Origin of the sequence: Halococcus qingdaonensis (genome assembly GCF_024508235.1) — an archaeon.
In the GTDB taxonomy this organism is placed as follows: domain Archaea; phylum Halobacteriota; class Halobacteria; order Halobacteriales; family Halococcaceae; genus Halococcus; species Halococcus qingdaonensis.
This window is the reverse complement of sequence record NZ_CP101943.1, coordinates 1,848,139-1,864,604: the sequence shown is the minus strand read 5'-3', so window position 1 is coordinate 1,864,604 and position 16,466 is coordinate 1,848,139. Positions and strand designations below refer to the sequence as shown.

14 protein-coding genes are annotated in these 16,466 nt (G+C 67.5%); 12 read left to right on the top strand and 2 right to left on the bottom strand.

What is annotated here, in order from left to right:
• The first annotated feature begins 50 nt into the window (after positions 1-50).
• The 11 genes from trpB to NO363_RS09560 all read left to right on the top strand — a co-directional run bounded on the left by trpB (position 51) and on the right by NO363_RS09560 (position 12,874).
• Positions 51-1,217, top strand: a complete 1,167-nt coding sequence (trpB, locus tag NO363_RS09610) for a tryptophan synthase subunit beta (protein WP_256684695.1) — start codon at positions 51-53, stop codon at positions 1,215-1,217.
• Between the two features lie 67 nt (positions 1,218-1,284).
• Positions 1,285-3,768, top strand: a complete 2,484-nt coding sequence (locus NO363_RS09605; protein ID WP_256684693.1) for a DNA topoisomerase I — start codon at positions 1,285-1,287, stop codon at positions 3,766-3,768.
• Between the two features lie 54 nt (positions 3,769-3,822).
• Positions 3,823-4,527, top strand: a complete 705-nt coding sequence (locus NO363_RS09600; protein ID WP_256684692.1) for a phosphoglycerol geranylgeranyltransferase — start codon at positions 3,823-3,825, stop codon at positions 4,525-4,527.
• A gap of 54 nt (positions 4,528-4,581) precedes the next feature.
• The gene (aspS, locus tag NO363_RS09595; RefSeq protein ID WP_256684691.1) at positions 4,582-5,883 is read left to right on the top strand and encodes an aspartate--tRNA(Asn) ligase; all 1,302 of its coding nucleotides are present in this window, start codon (positions 4,582-4,584) and stop codon (positions 5,881-5,883) included.
• Positions 5,884-6,064: 181 nt separating this feature from the next.
• Positions 6,065-7,255, top strand: coding sequence for an inorganic phosphate transporter (locus NO363_RS09590; protein ID WP_256687951.1), 1,191 nt, complete (start codon positions 6,065-6,067; stop codon positions 7,253-7,255).
• Positions 7,256-7,393: 138 nt separating this feature from the next.
• Positions 7,394-8,251 carry a pantoate kinase gene (locus NO363_RS09585; RefSeq protein ID WP_256684689.1) on the top strand — a complete coding sequence of 286 codons (858 nt, stop codon included), beginning with the start codon at positions 7,394-7,396 and terminating at the stop codon, positions 8,249-8,251.
• Positions 8,252-8,282: 31 nt separating this feature from the next.
• Positions 8,283-9,029, top strand: a complete 747-nt coding sequence (locus NO363_RS09580) for a 4-phosphopantoate--beta-alanine ligase (protein ID WP_256684687.1) — start codon at positions 8,283-8,285, stop codon at positions 9,027-9,029.
• Positions 9,030-9,204: 175 nt separating this feature from the next.
• Complete coding sequence (locus NO363_RS09575) at positions 9,205-10,398, top strand: ABC transporter substrate-binding protein (RefSeq protein ID WP_256684685.1); 1,194 nt, start codon at positions 9,205-9,207, stop codon at positions 10,396-10,398.
• Positions 10,395-11,243, top strand: a complete 849-nt coding sequence (locus tag NO363_RS09570) for an ABC transporter permease (protein ID WP_256684683.1) — start codon at positions 10,395-10,397, stop codon at positions 11,241-11,243. The genes NO363_RS09575 and NO363_RS09570 overlap by 4 nt, the downstream gene beginning before the upstream one ends.
• Before the next feature lie 3 nt (positions 11,244-11,246).
• The gene (locus NO363_RS09565) at positions 11,247-12,119 is read left to right on the top strand and encodes an ABC transporter ATP-binding protein (protein WP_256684681.1); all 873 of its coding nucleotides are present in this window, start codon (positions 11,247-11,249) and stop codon (positions 12,117-12,119) included.
• Positions 12,119-12,874 (top strand): ABC transporter permease, encoded by a 756-nt coding sequence (locus NO363_RS09560; RefSeq protein ID WP_256684679.1) that lies wholly within the window; start codon positions 12,119-12,121, stop codon positions 12,872-12,874. Before NO363_RS09565 ends, NO363_RS09560 begins: the two co-directional genes overlap by 1 nt.
• A gap of 6 nt (positions 12,875-12,880) precedes the next feature.
• On the opposite strand, the gene NO363_RS09555 is transcribed toward NO363_RS09560, so the two are convergent.
• On the bottom strand, positions 12,881-15,190 hold the full coding sequence (locus NO363_RS09555) for a DUF2298 domain-containing protein (protein WP_256684677.1): 2,310 nt from the start codon (positions 15,188-15,190) through the stop codon (positions 12,881-12,883).
• 101 nt (positions 15,191-15,291) lie between these two features.
• On the opposite strand from NO363_RS09555, the gene NO363_RS09550 reads away from it, so the two are divergent.
• The gene (locus NO363_RS09550; RefSeq protein ID WP_256684675.1) at positions 15,292-15,711 is read left to right on the top strand and encodes a VanZ family protein; all 420 of its coding nucleotides are present in this window, start codon (positions 15,292-15,294) and stop codon (positions 15,709-15,711) included.
• A 50-nt stretch (positions 15,712-15,761) separates the two neighbouring features.
• Here NO363_RS09550 and NO363_RS09545 read toward each other — a convergent pair whose 3' ends face one another.
• On the bottom strand, positions 15,762-16,466 hold the full coding sequence (locus tag NO363_RS09545; RefSeq protein ID WP_256684673.1) for a class I SAM-dependent methyltransferase: 705 nt from the start codon (positions 16,464-16,466) through the stop codon (positions 15,762-15,764).

Here is a 16,466-nt window from a genome sequence, read left to right as displayed (position 1 = left end):
GCCGAACAGTCGGTACACATTTGTGCGGTACTGCCCACTATCGAGATACGATGAGCAACGATGACGCGGAGCACGCCGGCGAATTCGAGGGCTATGGGGGCCGGCACGTGCCCGACCCGCTCGTGGAGCCGCTCCAGGAGCTCGCCGACACGTTCGACGGGATCGCCACGACCGACGACTTTCGCGCGGAGTTCCGCGCGATCCTCGAACAGTTCGCGGGGCGACCGACGCCACTCTTCCACGCCGAGCGCCTCTCGGAGCGCTACGGGGCCGAGATCTATCTCAAGCGCGAGGACCTTCTGCACGGCGGTGCGCACAAGATCAACAACGCCGTCGGTCAGGCGCTGCTCGCCGAGCGGGCGGGCAAATCTCGATTGATCGCCGAGACCGGTGCGGGCCAGCACGGCACCGCGACCGCGATGGTCGGCGCGCTGTTCGACATGGATACCGAGATCTACATGGGCGAGAAGGATGTCGCGCGCCAGCGGATGAACGTCTTCAGGATGCGGCTGATGGGTGCGGAGGTCAACGAGGTCACGCGCGGCGGGGCCGGCCTCGCGGACGCGGTCGACGCCGCCCTGGAGGATTTCGCCGCGAACGTCGACGACACCCACTATCTGGTGGGATCGGTCGTCGGCCCGGATCCGTTTCCCAGATTGGTGCGGGAGTTCCAGTCGGTCATCGGCCGCGAGGCGCGCGACCAGTTCCGCGAGCGAACGGGCGAGCTGCCGGATGCGGCGGTCGCCTGCGTCGGCGGCGGATCGAACGCGATGGGGCTGTTCGACGCCTTCCGCGATGATTCCGTGCAGTTCTACGGCGCGGAAGGTGGCGGCGAGGGTGGTGATTCGACCCGTCATGCCGCACCGCTTGCGGCGGGTACCGACGGCTCGCTCCACGGGATGGAGACGAGAATACTCGACGACGAGACGGAGGTCCACTCGATCTCCGCCGGGCTCGACTACCCCGGTGTCGGCCCCGAACACGCGATGTTCCGCGCTGTCGGGCGCTGCGAGTATCGCGCGATCCCCGACGAGGACGCGCTCGCGGCCTTCCGCGAACTGAGCGAGACCGAGGGCATCATTCCGGCGCTCGAAACCGCTCATGCGCTCGCGCTGACGAGGGAGATCGCCGACGACCACGATTCGATCCTGGTGAACCTGAGTGGACGTGGCGACAAGGACATGCGAACGGCGGCCGAGCAGTTCGACCTCGGCTGACGCCGGACGGCTGCGAAAGGTTTAGAAGCCGTATCGACCTACCGCGGCCAATGATGGGTGGTGTCCGGTGGAGCTGCTGATAACCGAGAAGGAGACCGCCGCGAGCAACATCGCCGCAATCCTGAGCGAGGGCAGCGCCGACGTCGAGCGACGCAACGGCGTCAACGTCTACAAATGGGGTGGGCGGCGCTGCGTCGGCCTCTCGGGCCACGTCGTCGAGAACGACTTCCCGCCCGAATACGCGAACTGGCGCGACGTCGAACCCGTCGAGCTGCTCGACGCCGACGTGGTGGTCGAACCCCACGAGAGCCGCGAGAACATCGTCCGTACGCTCAGGCTGCTCGCGAGGGATGCCGACGGCGTGATCATCGCCACCGACTACGACCGCGAGGGCGAACTGATCGGCAAGGAGGCCGCCGACATCGTTCGCGAGGTCTCCGACGCGCCGATCAAGCGCGCACGGTTCTCCTCGTTCGCCGAGCGCGAGGTGCGCGAGGCGTTCGACAATCTCGACGACCTGGATTACGATCTCGCGGCGGCGGGCGAAGCCAGACAGGAGATCGACCTCGTGTGGGGCGCGGCACTGACCCGATTCCTCTCGCTGACGGCCAAACAGCGCGGGAACGACTTCATCAGCGTCGGCCGGGTGCAGTCGCCGACCCTCAAACTCATCGTCGACCGCGAGCGGAAGATCCAGGCGTTCGATCCCGAGACCTACTGGGAGCTGTTCAGCGACCTTCGCAAGGACGACACCGTCTTCGAGGTCCAGTATTTCGACCGCGAGGCGGGTCGCGGCACCGATCGCCTCTGGGACGAGTCGGTCGCGGCGGAGGTTGACGACGCACTCGGTGAGGCGAGCGCGGCGACAGTTCAAGAGGTCAGTCGTCGCACCCGTACCGACGACCCGCCGAGTCCGATGAACACCACCCAGTACATCCGCGCAGCGGGCTCGCTCGGCTACTCGGCCCAGCGCGCGATGAGCCTCGCCGAGGAGCTCTACACGGCGGGCTACATCACCTATCCGCGAACCGATAACACCGTCTACCCCGACGACCTCGACATCGAGGAGCTCTTGGAGGGGTTCACGAACCATCGCGAGTTCGGCGAGGATGCAGAGGCGCTGCTGGAGAGCGAGGAGATCGTTCCGACCGAGGGTGACGAGGAGACGACCGACCACCCGCCGATCCACCCCACGGGCGAACTCCCGTCGGCGTCCGAGCTCGGCGACGACGAACGGGAGATCTACGAACTGGTCGTCAGACGATTCTTCGCGACGGTGGCCGACCCCGCCGAGTGGGAGCATCTCCGCGTGACCGCCGCCATCGACGAGCACCACCTGAAAGCCAACGGCAAGCGACTCGTCGAACCGGGCTACCACGCCGTCTATCCGTATTTCAACACTTCAGAGAACCACGTGCCGGAGCTCGACGAGGGCGAGGAGCTGCCGATCGAGGACGTGCGCTCCGAAGAGAAGGAGACCCAGCCGCCACGCCGGCGCGGCCAGTCCAGACTCATCGAGCGCATGGAGCAGATGGGAATCGGTACGAAAGCCACCCGACACAACACGATCGAGAAGCTCTACGATCGGGGCTACATCGAGAGCGATCCGCCCCGCCCGACGAAGCTCGCCGAGGCGGTCGTCGAGGCGGCCGAGCAGTTCGCCGACCGCGTGGTGAGTGAGGCGATGACGAGCCAGCTCGAAACCGACATGGCGGCCATCGCCGACGGCGAGACGGGCCTGGAGGACGTCACTCAGGAATCGCGCGAGATGCTGTCGACCGTCTTCGACGCGCTCCGCGACTCGCGCGAGGAGATTGGCGAACACCTCAGAAAATCGCTCAAGGCCGACAAAACGCTGGGTCCGTGCCCCGACTGCGGCGCGGACCTGCTCGTGCGAAAGAGTCGCCACGGCTCCTCGTTCGTCGGCTGTGACGGCTATCCCGACTGCGAGTTCACGCTGCCGCTCCCCTCGGCGGGCGAGCCGCTGATCCTCGACGAGACGTGTGACGAGCACGACCTGCGGAACGTGAAGATGCTCGACGGCCGGAGCACCTTCGTGCATGGCTGTCCGCTCTGTGCTGCCGAGGAGGCCGACGCCGAGGCCGACCGCGTCATCGGGGACTGCCCCGAGTGCGGTGACGAGCACGGTGGCGAACTCGCGATCAAGACCCTCAGGACCGGCTCGCGGCTCGTCGGCTGCACGCGCTATCCCGACTGCGAGTATTCGCTTCCCCTCCCGCGGCGCGGCGAGATCGAGGTCACCGACGAGTTCTGCGACGAGCACGACCTTCCCGAACTGGTCGTCCACAGCGGCGACGAGCCCTGGGAACTGGGCTGTCCGATCTGTAACTACCACGAGTACCAGGCCCGGCAGTCGGTCGGCGATCTCGTGGATCTCGATGGAGTGGGCGAGAAGACTGTCGAGAAACTGGCGGCGGTCGGCATCGAGAGCCTCGACGATCTCCGGGAGAGCGAGGCCGATTCGATCGCCGAGTCGGTCCAGGGCGTGAGCGCCGAGAACGTGCGCAGCTGGCAAGCGAAGGCCGACTGACGGGAATCGACCGATTACGGAAGACGTTTAGGCGGCGCTCGGATTCCTGTTGCTATGAGCGCGCCGTGGACCGAGTGGGATCACATCGTGAAAATCGACCCGGACAAGAGCCTCGTCGACAGCGAGAGCTACGAGGACGTCTGCCGGACGGGCACGGATGCCATTGAGGTCGGCGGGACAACCGGGATGACCGAGGAGAAGATGCAGGCGGTCGTCGAGGCGTGCAGCGAGCACGACGTCCCCCTCTACATCGAACCCGGCGTCGACGCGACCGTCGTCCACACCGACTCGCTCGACGGCTATCTCATCCCGATCGTGTTCAACGCCGGCGATGTCTCCTGGATGACCGGCGCACACAAGGAGTGGGTGCGCCTCGACGACGGCATCGACTGGGCGCGCACCAACACCGAGGCGTACATCGTCCTCAACCCCGATTCGTCGGTGGCGACGTACACGCAGGCGAACTGCGATCTCGACGCCGCGGACGTCGCGGCCTACGCCACGATCGCCGAGCGGATGTTCGGCCAGGAGATCGTCTACGTCGAATACTCGGGCACGTTCGGTGATCCCGAGATCGTGGCCGCCGCCGGCGATGCACTCGACGAGGCGACCCTCTTCTACGGTGGTGGCATCCACGACTACGACTCCGCCCACGAGATGGGCGAACGGGCGGACACGGTCGTCGTCGGCGATCTCGTCCACGACGAAGGCGTCGATGCCGTACGGGAGACCGTTCGCGGCGCGACGGACGCGAACTGAGTCGCCGACGTGCGAAACGACGGCGTTTAAGACCGCCGCTCTACATCGTCGTGTATGAACGATCGCACGACCACTGCGAGCGCCGAACCGGGCGACGACGTCACGGTCGCCGGCTGGGCACACGAGATCCGCGATCTGGGTGGCATCGCCTTCCTCATCGTCCGCGACAGGACTGGAAAGATCCAGGTCAAATTCGAGAAGGACGCGATGGACGACGAACTCGTCGAAACCGGCACCGAAGTGGCCCGCGAGAGCGTCGTGTCGGTCTCCGGTGCCGTCGAGGAAGAGGAGCGCGCCCCGACCGGCGTCGAGATCGTCCCTGATTCTGTCGAGGTGATTGCGCCCGCCGATCCCGAACTCCCGCTCGATCCCTCCGGCAAGGTCGACGCCGAGCTCCCGACCCGGCTCGACAACCGCACGCTCGATCTCCGGCGCGAAGAGGCGAAGGCGATCTTCGAGATCCGTGCCGAGATCCTCCGGAGCGCGCGCGAGGCGTTCCGCGAGCTCGGCTCGACGGAGATCACAACGCCGAAGATCGTCGCCACGGGCACCGAGGGCGGTACTGAATTATTCCCGATCACCTACTTCGGTCAGGAGGCGTTCATGAACCAGTCGCCACAGCTGTTCAAGCAGTTGATGGTCGGTAGCGGGCTCGAACGCGTCTTCGAGGTCGGTCCGATCTTCCGTGCGGAGGAGCACAACACGCCCCGGCACCTGAACGAGGCGACCTCGATCGACTTCGAGAGCGCGTTCATCGACCACGAGGAGGCGATGGACGCCTGCGAGCAGGTCGTCCGGGCGGCCTACGAGGGTGTCGCCGAAAACTGCGCCGACCAGCTCGACACTCTCGGCTACGACGACTTCGAGGTGCCCGACGAGGCGTTCCCACGACTCACTTACGAGGAGGCGATCGAACGCATCAACGCGACCGGCGAGCTCGACACCCAACTCGTGTGGGGCGACGATCTGCCGACCGAGGGCGAGAAAGCGCTCGGTGACGACGTCAGCGGTCACTACTTCGTCACCGACTGGCCGAGCGAGATCAAGCCGTTCTACATCAAGGACTACGACGACGATGCGGAGCTCTCGACGGGCTTCGACCTGATGGCTCCCGACATGGAACTCGTCTCGGGCGGCCAGCGTGAACACCGCTACGATCAGCTCGTCGAGGGGTTCGAGGCCCAAGGACTCGATCCCGAGGCGTTCGACTACTACACGAAGATGTTCAGATACGGGATGCCGCCCCACGCCGGCTGGGCGATCGGCGGCGAACGCCTCGTGATGACGATGCTCGATCTGCCGAACATCCGTGAAGCCGTTCTGTTCCCGCGAGACAGGCAACGCCTGTCGCCGTAGCGCGACGTTCCCGTCGAGTGGCCGTAAAAAGCGGAACCGTTTCGATCGAGAGCAGGCGAGCGCCGGACGCAACCGTTTATCCGCTGGCGTCGTAGAGGGATGGTATGACTACCACGTACGTCGGTGGGACGCAGTCGTATCGACGAAGGAAAACGTGTCGCGGGCGGTGGATCGCCGACTGATGGTCGCGTTCGGAACGCTCGCGATTCTCGCCGTGGCGACGCTCGCGAGCCTGTTCATGGCGTGGACGATCGGTGCCGGCTCGTCGGGATCGACGCCGTTCGCGCCCGCGGTCGGCGCGCGGGCGATCTCTGTGATGCGCGCGGGCTTTCTCGTCGGCATCCTCGGATTGCTCGGGGCGATCTTGCAGGGCGCGAACGTCGCCGACGCGGTGGGAACGGGACTCGTGGGTGGGCTCACGCTCTCGCCGACCGCGGCCACGGTACTGCTCCTGCTCGCGGCCGGACTGGTCGCGATCGGCATCTTCACCGGCTATCCGATCGCGACGGCGTTCACCGTAACGGGCGCGGTCGTCGGCGTCGGGCTCGGGCTCGGCGGCAGCCCGGTCTGGCCGAAGTACGTCGAAATCGGCACGCTGTGGGTACTCGTCCCGTTCGTCGGCGGCGGCATCGCGTACGTCACCGCGCGCGTGCTCCGTCACGAGTCGATCCCCGAACGATACACGATCCCGGCGCTCGGGGCCATCATCGGTCTCATCGTCGCCAACATCCCGTTTACGCTGCTCGGGTCGGACAGTAGCGGTGCGTCGATCGCCGTGGCCGCGACGGCGGAGCTACCGCTCTCGTCGGCGATCGGCCAGGGGCTCGTCTCGGTTCTCATCGCCGTGGCGGTCGCGGGCGCGCTCGTCTGGGATCTGAATTCGGACATCGAGGGGGCCGAGCGCCACTTCCTGCTCGCACTCGGCGGGCTCGTGGCGTTCTCGGCCGGCGGGAGTCAAGTCGGGCTGGCCGTCGGACCGCTGCTCGCGGCGGTCAATGGAACCGCGCTCCCGATCACGATCTCGCTGTTCGCGCTACTCGTCTTCGGCGGGATCGGCCTGCTCGCAGGTTCGTGGATGGGCGCGCCGCGAATGATCAAGGCTATCGCACAGGATTATTCCTCACTCGGCCCGCGGCGCTCGATCGCGGCGCTCATTCCGTCGTTCGCCATCGCCCAGACCGCCGTCGTCTTCGGCATCCCCGTCTCGTTCAACGAGATCATCGTCAGTGCAGTCGTTGGCAGCGGCTTTGCGGCCGGCGGGGCCGGCGTCAGCACGCGCAAGATGGTGAACACGGTGCTCGCGTGGATCGGCTCGCTCGCACTCGCACTCGCGCTCGGCTACGGACTGATAACCGTCATTCAACTGTTCTGATCGATCGTTCGCCGGAGACGCCGGACAGTCGGGTGGACACGCCGTTCTTCGTATTAGAGACGACGGCGCGGACTGTCTTCCTCACCGACGCGGACCCCGAACGGCCGGATTTATGTTGTCGGTCGCCGAGAAACCTGTATGGCGGCTCCTGAATGCCAACAGGAATCGAACGCCGAGCCGCAGGCGTTCGTTCCGGGGCACGTCACGGGGCTGTTCAGCGTCCATCCGGCCGACGATCCCCGAAAGGCGGGATCGCGGGGTGCGGGTCTCGCACTGTCGGCCGGGGTGACGGTGACGGTCGCGCCGTCCGACGAGCCGACCGTCGAACTCGACGGCGCGGCAGTCGGGATGGAGGCCGTGACGGGCACGCTCGATCGGCTCGACGTGAGTGCTGCGGTGCGCGTGGAGAGCGACCTCCCGGTGAGCGCCGGCTTCGGCGTCTCGGGCGGTGCGGCGCTCGGCGCGGCGCTCGCAGCGAACGAGCAGTTCGATCTCGGACGGACGGAAAACGAACTCGTGAGCGTCGCCCACGCCGCGGAGGTCGCGGCGGGGACCGGTCTCGGCGACGTGGTCGCCCAAGCCCGTGGCGGGGCACCGCTCCGCTGCGAGCCGGGTGCACCCGGCCACGGGGGGCTCGACGGGATCGCCACGCCGCCGACCCGCATCGAGTACGTCTCCTTCGGCGGGCGCTCGACGGGCGAGATCATCGGTGGCGACGTCGAGACGCTCACGCAGGCCGGCGAGCGGGCGCTCGCGGCGCTGCGCGACGCACCGACGCTCTCGAAACTGTTCGCTTGCTCGCGGGCGTTCGCCGCGGACGCCGATCTACTCACCCCACCCGTCGAGCGGACCATCGACGCCGTTCGAGCGGTGGACGGTGAGGCGGCGATGGCGATGCTCGGCGAGACGGTGATCGCCCTCGGCGACGGGCTGACGCGGGCCGGCTACGATCCCGCGAGCTGCGAGATCGACCGTGCGGGCGCACGACTGGTGTAAGGTTTTTCCCGGATGGCCGCACAGTGGGGTCATGACGATCGAGGTGCCAGACGATCACCCCCGCAGCGAGTCCCTCCACACCCGCCATCAGATCGAGGACGGCGTCGATGCCGGACTCACCCACAAGCAGGGACTCATCGCCGAGGGTCGCGGCGAGGCCTTCGACTATCTGCTGGGCGAACGAACCATCCCGAGCGCCGACCGCGCCGAGCGCGCCGCCGCCGCCCACCTCCTCCGCGCCGACCACCCCGTGCTCTCGATCAACGGCAACGCCGCAGCGCTCGTTCCCGACGAGATCGTCGGCCTCGCCGACACGACCGGGGCGACCATCGAGGTCAACCTGTTCAACCGCACCGACGAGCGCATCGCCGCCATCGCCGACCACCTCCAGAACCACGGGGCCACGGACGTCAAGGGCCGGTCGGCCGACGCACGGATCCCGGGGCTCACGAGCGAGCGCGCGAAGGTCGCCGCCGACGGCATCCACGCCGCCGACGTCGTGCTCGTCCCGCTGGAGGACGGTGATCGTGCCGAGGCGCTCGGCGCGATGGGCAAGACCGAGATCGTCGTCGACCTGAACCCCCTCTCGCGCTCGCCGCAGGTTGCCGCCGTCCCCGTCGTCGATAACCTCGTCCGTGCGATCCCGAACATCACCGCCCACGCCCGCGAGCTCGCCAACCGCTCCGACGACGAACGCGAGCGGGCCATCGACGTGTTCGACCGCGAGGCGGCGCTCGACGCGGCGGAAGCGGCGATCCGTTCCGGCGAATTCGACTGAGCGATCGCCATCGTTTTTGAAATCTTGCACACGAAAGCAACAGTTTCAGGAACGATCAGCCGAACAGTATCCCATAGGTAACTTACGAGGCGCGGTGGGTAGTTTTCACCCACTCGACACAGCCGGCACGGACGCCGGCAGCGGCGTATCGGGTCGCGAACGACGACGATGAATCATGAATCGGCACCAACAGCGACGACGACCAGAGGCATCGACGACCAGCTCTCGGCGGCGGTTCCTCGGGGCGGCGGCCATCGGCACCACCGGGCTGCTGGCCGGCTGTCTCGGCTCGGCCAGCGGCACCACGACGACGCTGACGATGGGCTATCAGCCGTTCTCGGCGCACGCCTGGGAGGCGCTGGTGATGAAACACAGCGACATCCCCAACAAGTACCTTCCGGACGGCTACTCCCTGGAATGGCAGTCGGCACTCCAGGGAGCGGTCATCGGCAACCGGATCAGTGTCGGCAAGAACCAGGCCGGCTGGATGGGCGACATGCCGGCGCTGACGACGATCGCCCAGACCGAAACCCCCGCGAGTCTCGTCGGACTGGCAAACTGGTCGCACGGCCAGCAGTGCAACCTCCTCATCGTGCCGAAGGATTCGAACATCGAGCAGACCTCCGACATCGCCGGCAAGTCCGTCGGCGTCACCAAGGGGTCGTGCACGCACCGCTATCTCCTCCGGCTGCTCGAAGCCGAGGGGATCGGCACGGGCGAGGTCGAGATGGTCGATACGGGGATCTCGACCATCCTCGCGAACCTCCGGGAGGGCCGCATCGCGGCGGGGCTCGGCTGGGAGCCATCGATCGCGAAGTCGGTCTTCGAGGACGACCTCACCAGGTACGTCTCGACCGGCGCGGAGTACGACATCATCGACGCCGGCGGCCTTCCGATGACCGACGATCTGATCAACAACCACCGCGAGGCGGCGAAGGCGATCCTGAAGGCCGAACTCGAAGCGACGCGCGTCTTCGAGCGCGACCGCGAGCGAACGCTCGATCTGGTCGAACAGGAACAGGACCTGCGCTACTTCGACCGCTCGACGCTGCGCTGGGGTGCATACCGCGATCCGCCGATCGGCGAGGACGTCCAGCGACTCAAGTTCGCGACCGACTACGAGCGAGCCAAAGAGCCGGGCAAGCTGATGAAGGAGACCGGACCGAAGTTCCTCACACGCCAGGGCGCGCTCGAATCGCCGCCGCCGGCTGACCGCTACAAACCCGAGATCCTCGACGAGGCGGCGGCCGAACTCGGCGACAGCGTCGGGTGGGAACCGCGCTCGGCCGACGGCGCGGGCAACGGCTCCGGCGGCAACGGTTCGGCGGCGAACGGCTCGGCCGGCAACGGCTCGGGAGGCGGACGATGAGCACCGGCTCGATGAGCGATCGGCTCGTCAAGGGGTTCGCCGGGAGCCTGCCGTCGCCGACGCGCGGCGTTCGCAAGCTCGTCTCGCTGGTCGGTTTCGTCGCGGTCTGGTGGCTGTTCTACGAGTTCGGCGTGCTCAACTTCGAGCACTTCGTCAGCCCCGTGACGACGATCGTCGAGTTCGCCGGCGCGCTCGCCGGCCAGCCGCTGACCGAGGGTGGCGACACGATCTATCTCCACGCCGTCTACTCGGGCGCGCGGGTCGCGGTCGGCGTCGTCGCGGCGGCGCTGCTGGCCATCCCGCTCGGGCTCGTCGTCGGGACGAGCGATCGCTGGGAGAACCTGCTCTATCCGGCGCTCGAAGCGCTGCGTCCGATCCCGCCCATCTCGTGGCTGCCGATCGCCATCATCGTCTTTCCGGCGCTCGCGCTCGGATCGATCTCGGTACCGCTGCCCGCGCTGTTCGTCGTGTTCATCGGGGCGTTCTTCCCAATTTTCACGAACACGATCGAGGGCGCACGCACCATCGAGACGGAGTACGGCCAGGCCGCCCGCTCGCTCGGGGCCGGTTCGGGCGACGTCTTCCGACACGTCGTGCTGCCGGCGACGCTCCCCTCGATCATCACCGGACTGTCGCTCGGCGTCGGCCTCGGCTGGATCACGGTCGTCGCCGCCGAACTACTCACCGGCGGCCCCGGACTTGGCTACATCATCATCCAGGGGTCGCGACTGCTACAGAACCAGGTCGTCGTCATCGGCATGCTCGCCGTCGGCGCGCTCGGCTACGCCACCTCGGCGCTCGTCGAGGCGCTCGGCAACTGGCTGATGCCCTGGTCGACGGAGTAACCCATGAGTGAACCCAACACAGACACCACGACGCGTTCCGACACCGACGAACAGTCCGCCGAACAGCGCCGCTCGTGGACCGAATCGAGCGGCTCCGGTACAGTCAACATCCAGGACCTGCGGAAGGTCTACGGCGACGACGGGGACGAACTGGTCGCCGTCGACGGGATGGACCTCCACATCGAGGCCGAGGAGTTCGTCACCGTGCTCGGTCCTTCGGGCTGTGGGAAGTCCACCGTGATGGAGTGCATCGCGGGCTATCTCGACCCCACCGAGGGCGAGGTGCTGGTCAACGACGAACCGGTCGAGGGACCTGATCCCTCGCGGGGCGTCGTCTTTCAAGAAAACCGGCTGTTCCCCTGGAAGACGATCAGCGAAAACGTCCGTTTCGGCCCGCAGATGCGCGACGATGTCGACGAGAGCCGCGTCGCGTCGCTGTTCAACCAGATGGGACTCTCCGGCTTCGAGGACGCGTATCCGCACGAGCTCTCCGGCGGGATGCAACAGCGCGCCGAGCTCGCCAGACTGCTCGCGAACGATCCGGACATCATGCTGATGGACGAGCCGTTCAGCGGGCTCGACGCGATGACCAAGGAGCTGATGCAGGAGAAACTGCTCGACGTCTGGGAAGACGACGACAGGACCGTGCTCTTCATCACCCACGACGTCGAGGAGGCCATCCTGCTCGCCGATCGCGTCGTCGTGATGACCGCCCGCCCGGGCCAGGTGAAGGACGTCATCGACGTCGATCTCGAACGGCCGCGGAGCACCGACATGGTCACGACCGACCGGTTCAACGAACTCCAGCGCCGCGCCAGCGAGAGCATCCACGACGAGGCCGAGCGTGCGATGGAGCAGGCGGAGGGGCGCGCCTGATGGCGTACGTCCAACGACTCGAACAGTCGGCGTCGCTGCTGGCGGTGCTCGCCATCTGGGCAGTCGCGACGATGCTCGTCGGGGCGGTCCCGAGCCTTCCCTCACCGGTCGAGGTGGCGGTCGCGTTCGTCGACGCGGCCGCGAGCAGTTCCTTCTGGCAGGAGGTCGGCCGGAGCACGTTCCGTGTGTATCTTTCCTTCGCCATCGCGACGGTCGTCGCGATCCCGCTCGGGCTGCTCATCGGCCGGAGCGAGATCGTCTCCGATCTGACCTTCCCGGCGCTCGAAGTGCTCCGACCGATCCCGCCGATCGCCTGGTATCCCGCGCTGACGATCATCCTGCTGACGCCCGCGAACATCGTCCGGTTCATCATCTTCCTGGCGGCGTTCTTCCCGATCCTGCTCAACACCATCGAGGGCGTTCGCGGCGTTGAGGAGGAGTATCCGCAGGCGGCGCGCTCGCTCGGAGCCACCCCATTGCAGACGATGAGACACGTGGTGTTGCCCGGCGCGCTTCCGTCGATCTACACCGGACTCGTCAACGCGATGGGGCTCGCGTGGGTGAGCCTCGTCGCCGCCGAACTGCTGTCGAGCAGCGGGCTCGGCTACTTCATCTGGAACGCCTTCACCGCCGGCGAGTATCCGAACATCGTCGTCGGGATGATCGCGGTCGGCGTGCTGGGTTACGGCTCCTCGGCACTGCTCCGTCGCCTCGGCGCGCGTGCCATCCCGTGGCTGTCGGCTGCCAACGCCTGAACCGGCTCACGTCTCCTCCGGGGGCGCTTCCAACCGCTCCTGATCGACCGCGTAGATCGTCACGTTGTCCTCCTGGAACGCCACCGAGACGCCCTGTAGCTCGGAGAACGGGCGGATGTCGCCGTATCGATCGCGCTCTGTCGGCCCCACGTAGACGTATCTCACGTCGTATCGTTCGAGCAGCGCGGCACGGCGCTCGGCCGAGCCGAGATAGATGGTGTTGACGGCGTACACCCGATCGAGATACGTCTGCCGGCCGCGATACTGCGCCTCGTGAGAGACGCCGACGACCGTCGGGACGCCCGTGAGGCTGGCGGCCGGGCTCGCACTCCAGCGATAGACGTAGCGGCTGGGTGCCGAGACGATCGTCGGCCGGCCGGAGCGGTCGTCGAGCCAGCGGATCGCCGCGACCTGGCCCGGAACGTTCTCCTCGGCGGCGGCCAGCCCATCGAGCGTCGGCTCCTCGACGTTCGGATCGGCGAAATGGCGCTGGACGGCGACGCCGCCGAACGCGGCCGTCGAGAGCACGAGCACGGCGGCGAGAGCGCTGGCGACCTGCTGGCGGCGCGTCCAGTTCCACGGCCCGCGACCGCGGACGAGTCGTGGGAGGACGACGCCGGCGGCGCTCGCCCAGAGGATCCACGTCGGCATGTACGTCTTCACGACGGTGTTGAACCGTCCGTCGCCGCCCTCGGCGAGAAAGCCGAGTTCGGGCAGCACGAGCAGTCCGAACCCGGCGACGACGAGGACGCCCACGAAGCCGATGCGATCGGTCGCGAGGAGATACCAGCAGAGCACGAGCGGCACCGCGAACAGCGCGATCGGCGCGAGTGCGCTCGGGACGAACGCGACGAGGGCGACGAACCCCAGCCCGCCAGCGACGGCGACGGTCGACGACCAGCGCCGGCGACTGCGGGCGAGCAGGAGAGTGAGGAAGATCGCGAGGAACGCGCCGTGGACGAGCAGCAGCGAACCGATCGAACTGCGCGCGGCGGCGTCGAGGACCATCAGCGACGTGCTCGGTCCGGCCTGCACCGGTCCGAGGAAGAAGGGAAGCGCGGCGAGAACGCCGATCACGCCCACGACCGCCGAGAGTCCGGCCGCGCCGCCCGTCCGCACGAGCGCCCCTCGCGGCCTGCTGGTCGGTGGATCGCCCACGATGCGGTCGATGCGGGTGGCGAGCCGGGTCGGAACGAGCGAGCGAAGGTCGGTGGGGGCGAACGTCAGCGTCAGCCACGTCATCCCGAGGACGATGGCCAGGCTCCAGGTGTTGACGAGTGCCATAAACCCCCCGACGATCGGCACGGCACCGAAGACGATCGCGCGCCGTCGACGGACCGACGCGGCGGGCGTGCGGTAGTAGGCGTAACACAGCCCGACCACGCAGAGCAGGAACGGCGTGCTCGTGAAGTACGGGCGGATGTCGCCCCGGACCGCGCCGAACAGCGGGAACGGGTCGTACGTTTCGGGGATGATGCGCCCGGCGACCTTGTATTGGTAGTCCGACGGGATCGGCCGGAGCACCTGATAGTCCGGCAGCTTGGAGTGTGCCGCCGCGAACGCGTCGGCGGCTCTCTCGCCGATCGACGCCGGCAGTCGCTTGATGAGGAGGCGCACCGCCGTCGAGGGGTTGCTCGCGAATATCGTGAAGAAGACCGCCGTTGCGCCGGCGGTCCGGCGTGTTCGACTGCTGTACGAGCGAATCGTTCGGCGGGCGCGTCGCCCGACCGCGACCGCGCCGGCGAGCTCGTACGCACCGGCCCCGAGCGAGCCGAACAGTCCCGCCATCGCGAGGTTGAACGCCGTCCACGGGACCGTATCGGTCAGACGGGCCAGCAGCGTGACGACGAAGTGGCCGCCGTAGTAGTAGATCATCGACTCGCCGGCGAACCAGAAGTCCTCGAGCGGGAGGCTCCCGGCACGGTACAGCGACGCCACGAGCCCGAAATCGAGGAACTTCTCGCCGCCCGGCGTGATGCCCGGCTCGACCGATCGCAGCGCGATGACGAACAGGTAGACGAGCGTGAACACCGCTACCGCCTCGACGGTCGCCCGGCGATCGATCTCGACGCCCGACTGGGCCGCGAGCACCGCACAGATCGCGAGCGCGACGAGTCCCGCGAACAGGGCGACCCAGCCGAGCGAGAGGAAACCGACCCAGAAGGCGACGAGGGTCATGATCGCCAGCGAGATGGCGAACGAAAAGCCCGCACCGCGGCCCGGTAGCGACGAGCACAGCCGTGCGGCCACCGGCAGGCCGAACAGCGCGAGACCGACGTACGTCAGCCACCACAGCGCGACGAGACCGTACTCCATCCGTTGATTTTTCCGAGAACATCCGTTATACACCTTTGGATGTCCGATCACACGACTCGACCGCCATCGCACCGCTTTTGCTGCCGGTCGCCAGTCCTGTCATGAGATCGCCGTCCATCCCGCTCGTCGATCGCCGGGTTCGCTACGCACTCGTCGTGCTGGTCGCCGGCGTCGTCCTTGTCGCCTCGGTCGTCGAGGCGAGCGGAACGCCGAGCGTCGGACCGCTCGGGCTCGTCGGGATGGACAAGTGGTCGCACGCGCTCGCCTATGCAGGAGTGACCGCGACGCTCGCGTACGCCTCGATCGAGAACGGTCACGCCCGGCTGGCGCTCGCGGTCGGGCTGGCTGTCGCCTTCGGCATCGGTATCGAGATCGTCCAGTGGCCGATCGCCTACCGGACCGCGAGCGTCGCCGACGCGCTCGCCGATGCGATCGGGGCCTGCCTGCTCGCGCTCGGCTGGCGGTCGCTCGCGCGATACGTGCGATTCGGCCCGATCGACGAGTCGGGAACCGTGCGCTGACCGCGATCAAAGCGGGACGAAGCCGACAGAGAACTGGCGGGTATGGAATATCAGGGAACGTACCCACTCGCCAGACGGACGAAGCCGAGCGCGAACTCCGTACTGTCGTACTCTTCAGTATGCTCTTCGAGCGGCTGGCGAGCAGCAGTGACGCGCTCGTCGAGCGGTTTCCACGGCGGCGTCGCATAGCGCAACTGTCGGGTCGGCGGCGCGCTCGCGGCGACGAAAAACCGAAAGGCGGCGTCGAGCGGTTTCGCGCTCGTCCGGGTACTGCGCGTGGCGTCAAGCAGCGCGACGCGCCCACCCGAGCGCACGAGCGCGAGCCAGTCCTCGACGACTGCGGCCGGATCGGCGAGCATGCCGACGACGAAGCTCGCGAGCACCGCGTCGGCGCGTTCGATCGGCGGTGCGGTGGCGTCGCCGCGGACGAGATGGACGTTCGTCCAGCCGGCGGCCGCGACGTGTCGGCGCGCACGATCGAGCATCCCGCGCGTGAAGTCGACGCCGACGACCGTGCCCGACGGCCCGACCGCCTCGCGCAGATACGGGAGGTTCGCGCCCGTCCCACAGCCCATCTCGACGACCGTGTCGCCGGGCGAGAGTTCTAAACTCTCGACGGCACGTTCGCGCCACGACCCGATTCCTGGAAAGGTAGCGATGGTGTCGTAGAGGCGCGCCCAGCGGCCGTAGAAGCTCTGTGCTTCGCTCGCGCCATCCGTTTCCGTTCCCTCCTTGCTGGCGCGTCCATCGCTCAT

What these genes read in the sequence shown, in the direction of transcription:
- NO363_RS09560 (WP_256684679.1), top strand. Translation starts at nt 12,119, where the DNA reads ATGGCGTACGTCCAACGACTCGAACAGTCGGCGTCGCTGCTGGCGGTG.
- NO363_RS09570 (WP_256684683.1), top strand. Translation starts at nt 10,395, where the DNA reads ATGAGCACCGGCTCGATGAGCGATCGGCTCGTCAAGGGGTTCGCCGGG.
- trpB (WP_256684695.1), top strand. Translation starts at nt 51, where the DNA reads ATGAGCAACGATGACGCGGAGCACGCCGGCGAATTCGAGGGCTATGGG.
- NO363_RS09600 (WP_256684692.1), top strand. Translation starts at nt 3,823, where the DNA reads ATGAGCGCGCCGTGGACCGAGTGGGATCACATCGTGAAAATCGACCCG.
- NO363_RS09555 (WP_256684677.1), bottom strand. Translation starts at nt 15,190, where the DNA reads ATGGAGTACGGTCTCGTCGCGCTGTGGTGGCTGACGTACGTCGGTCTC.
- NO363_RS09590 (WP_256687951.1), top strand. Translation starts at nt 6,065, where the DNA reads ATGGTCGCGTTCGGAACGCTCGCGATTCTCGCCGTGGCGACGCTCGCG.
- NO363_RS09565 (WP_256684681.1), top strand. Translation starts at nt 11,247, where the DNA reads ATGAGTGAACCCAACACAGACACCACGACGCGTTCCGACACCGACGAA.
- NO363_RS09585 (WP_256684689.1), top strand. Translation starts at nt 7,394, where the DNA reads ATGGCGGCTCCTGAATGCCAACAGGAATCGAACGCCGAGCCGCAGGCG.
- NO363_RS09550 (WP_256684675.1), top strand. Translation starts at nt 15,292, where the DNA reads ATGAGATCGCCGTCCATCCCGCTCGTCGATCGCCGGGTTCGCTACGCA.
- NO363_RS09575 (WP_256684685.1), top strand. Translation starts at nt 9,205, where the DNA reads ATGAATCGGCACCAACAGCGACGACGACCAGAGGCATCGACGACCAGC.
- NO363_RS09580 (WP_256684687.1), top strand. Translation starts at nt 8,283, where the DNA reads ATGACGATCGAGGTGCCAGACGATCACCCCCGCAGCGAGTCCCTCCAC.
- aspS (WP_256684691.1), top strand. Translation starts at nt 4,582, where the DNA reads ATGAACGATCGCACGACCACTGCGAGCGCCGAACCGGGCGACGACGTC.
- NO363_RS09545 (WP_256684673.1), bottom strand. Translation starts at nt 16,466, where the DNA reads ATGAGCGATGGACGCGCCAGCAAGGAGGGAACGGAAACGGATGGCGCG.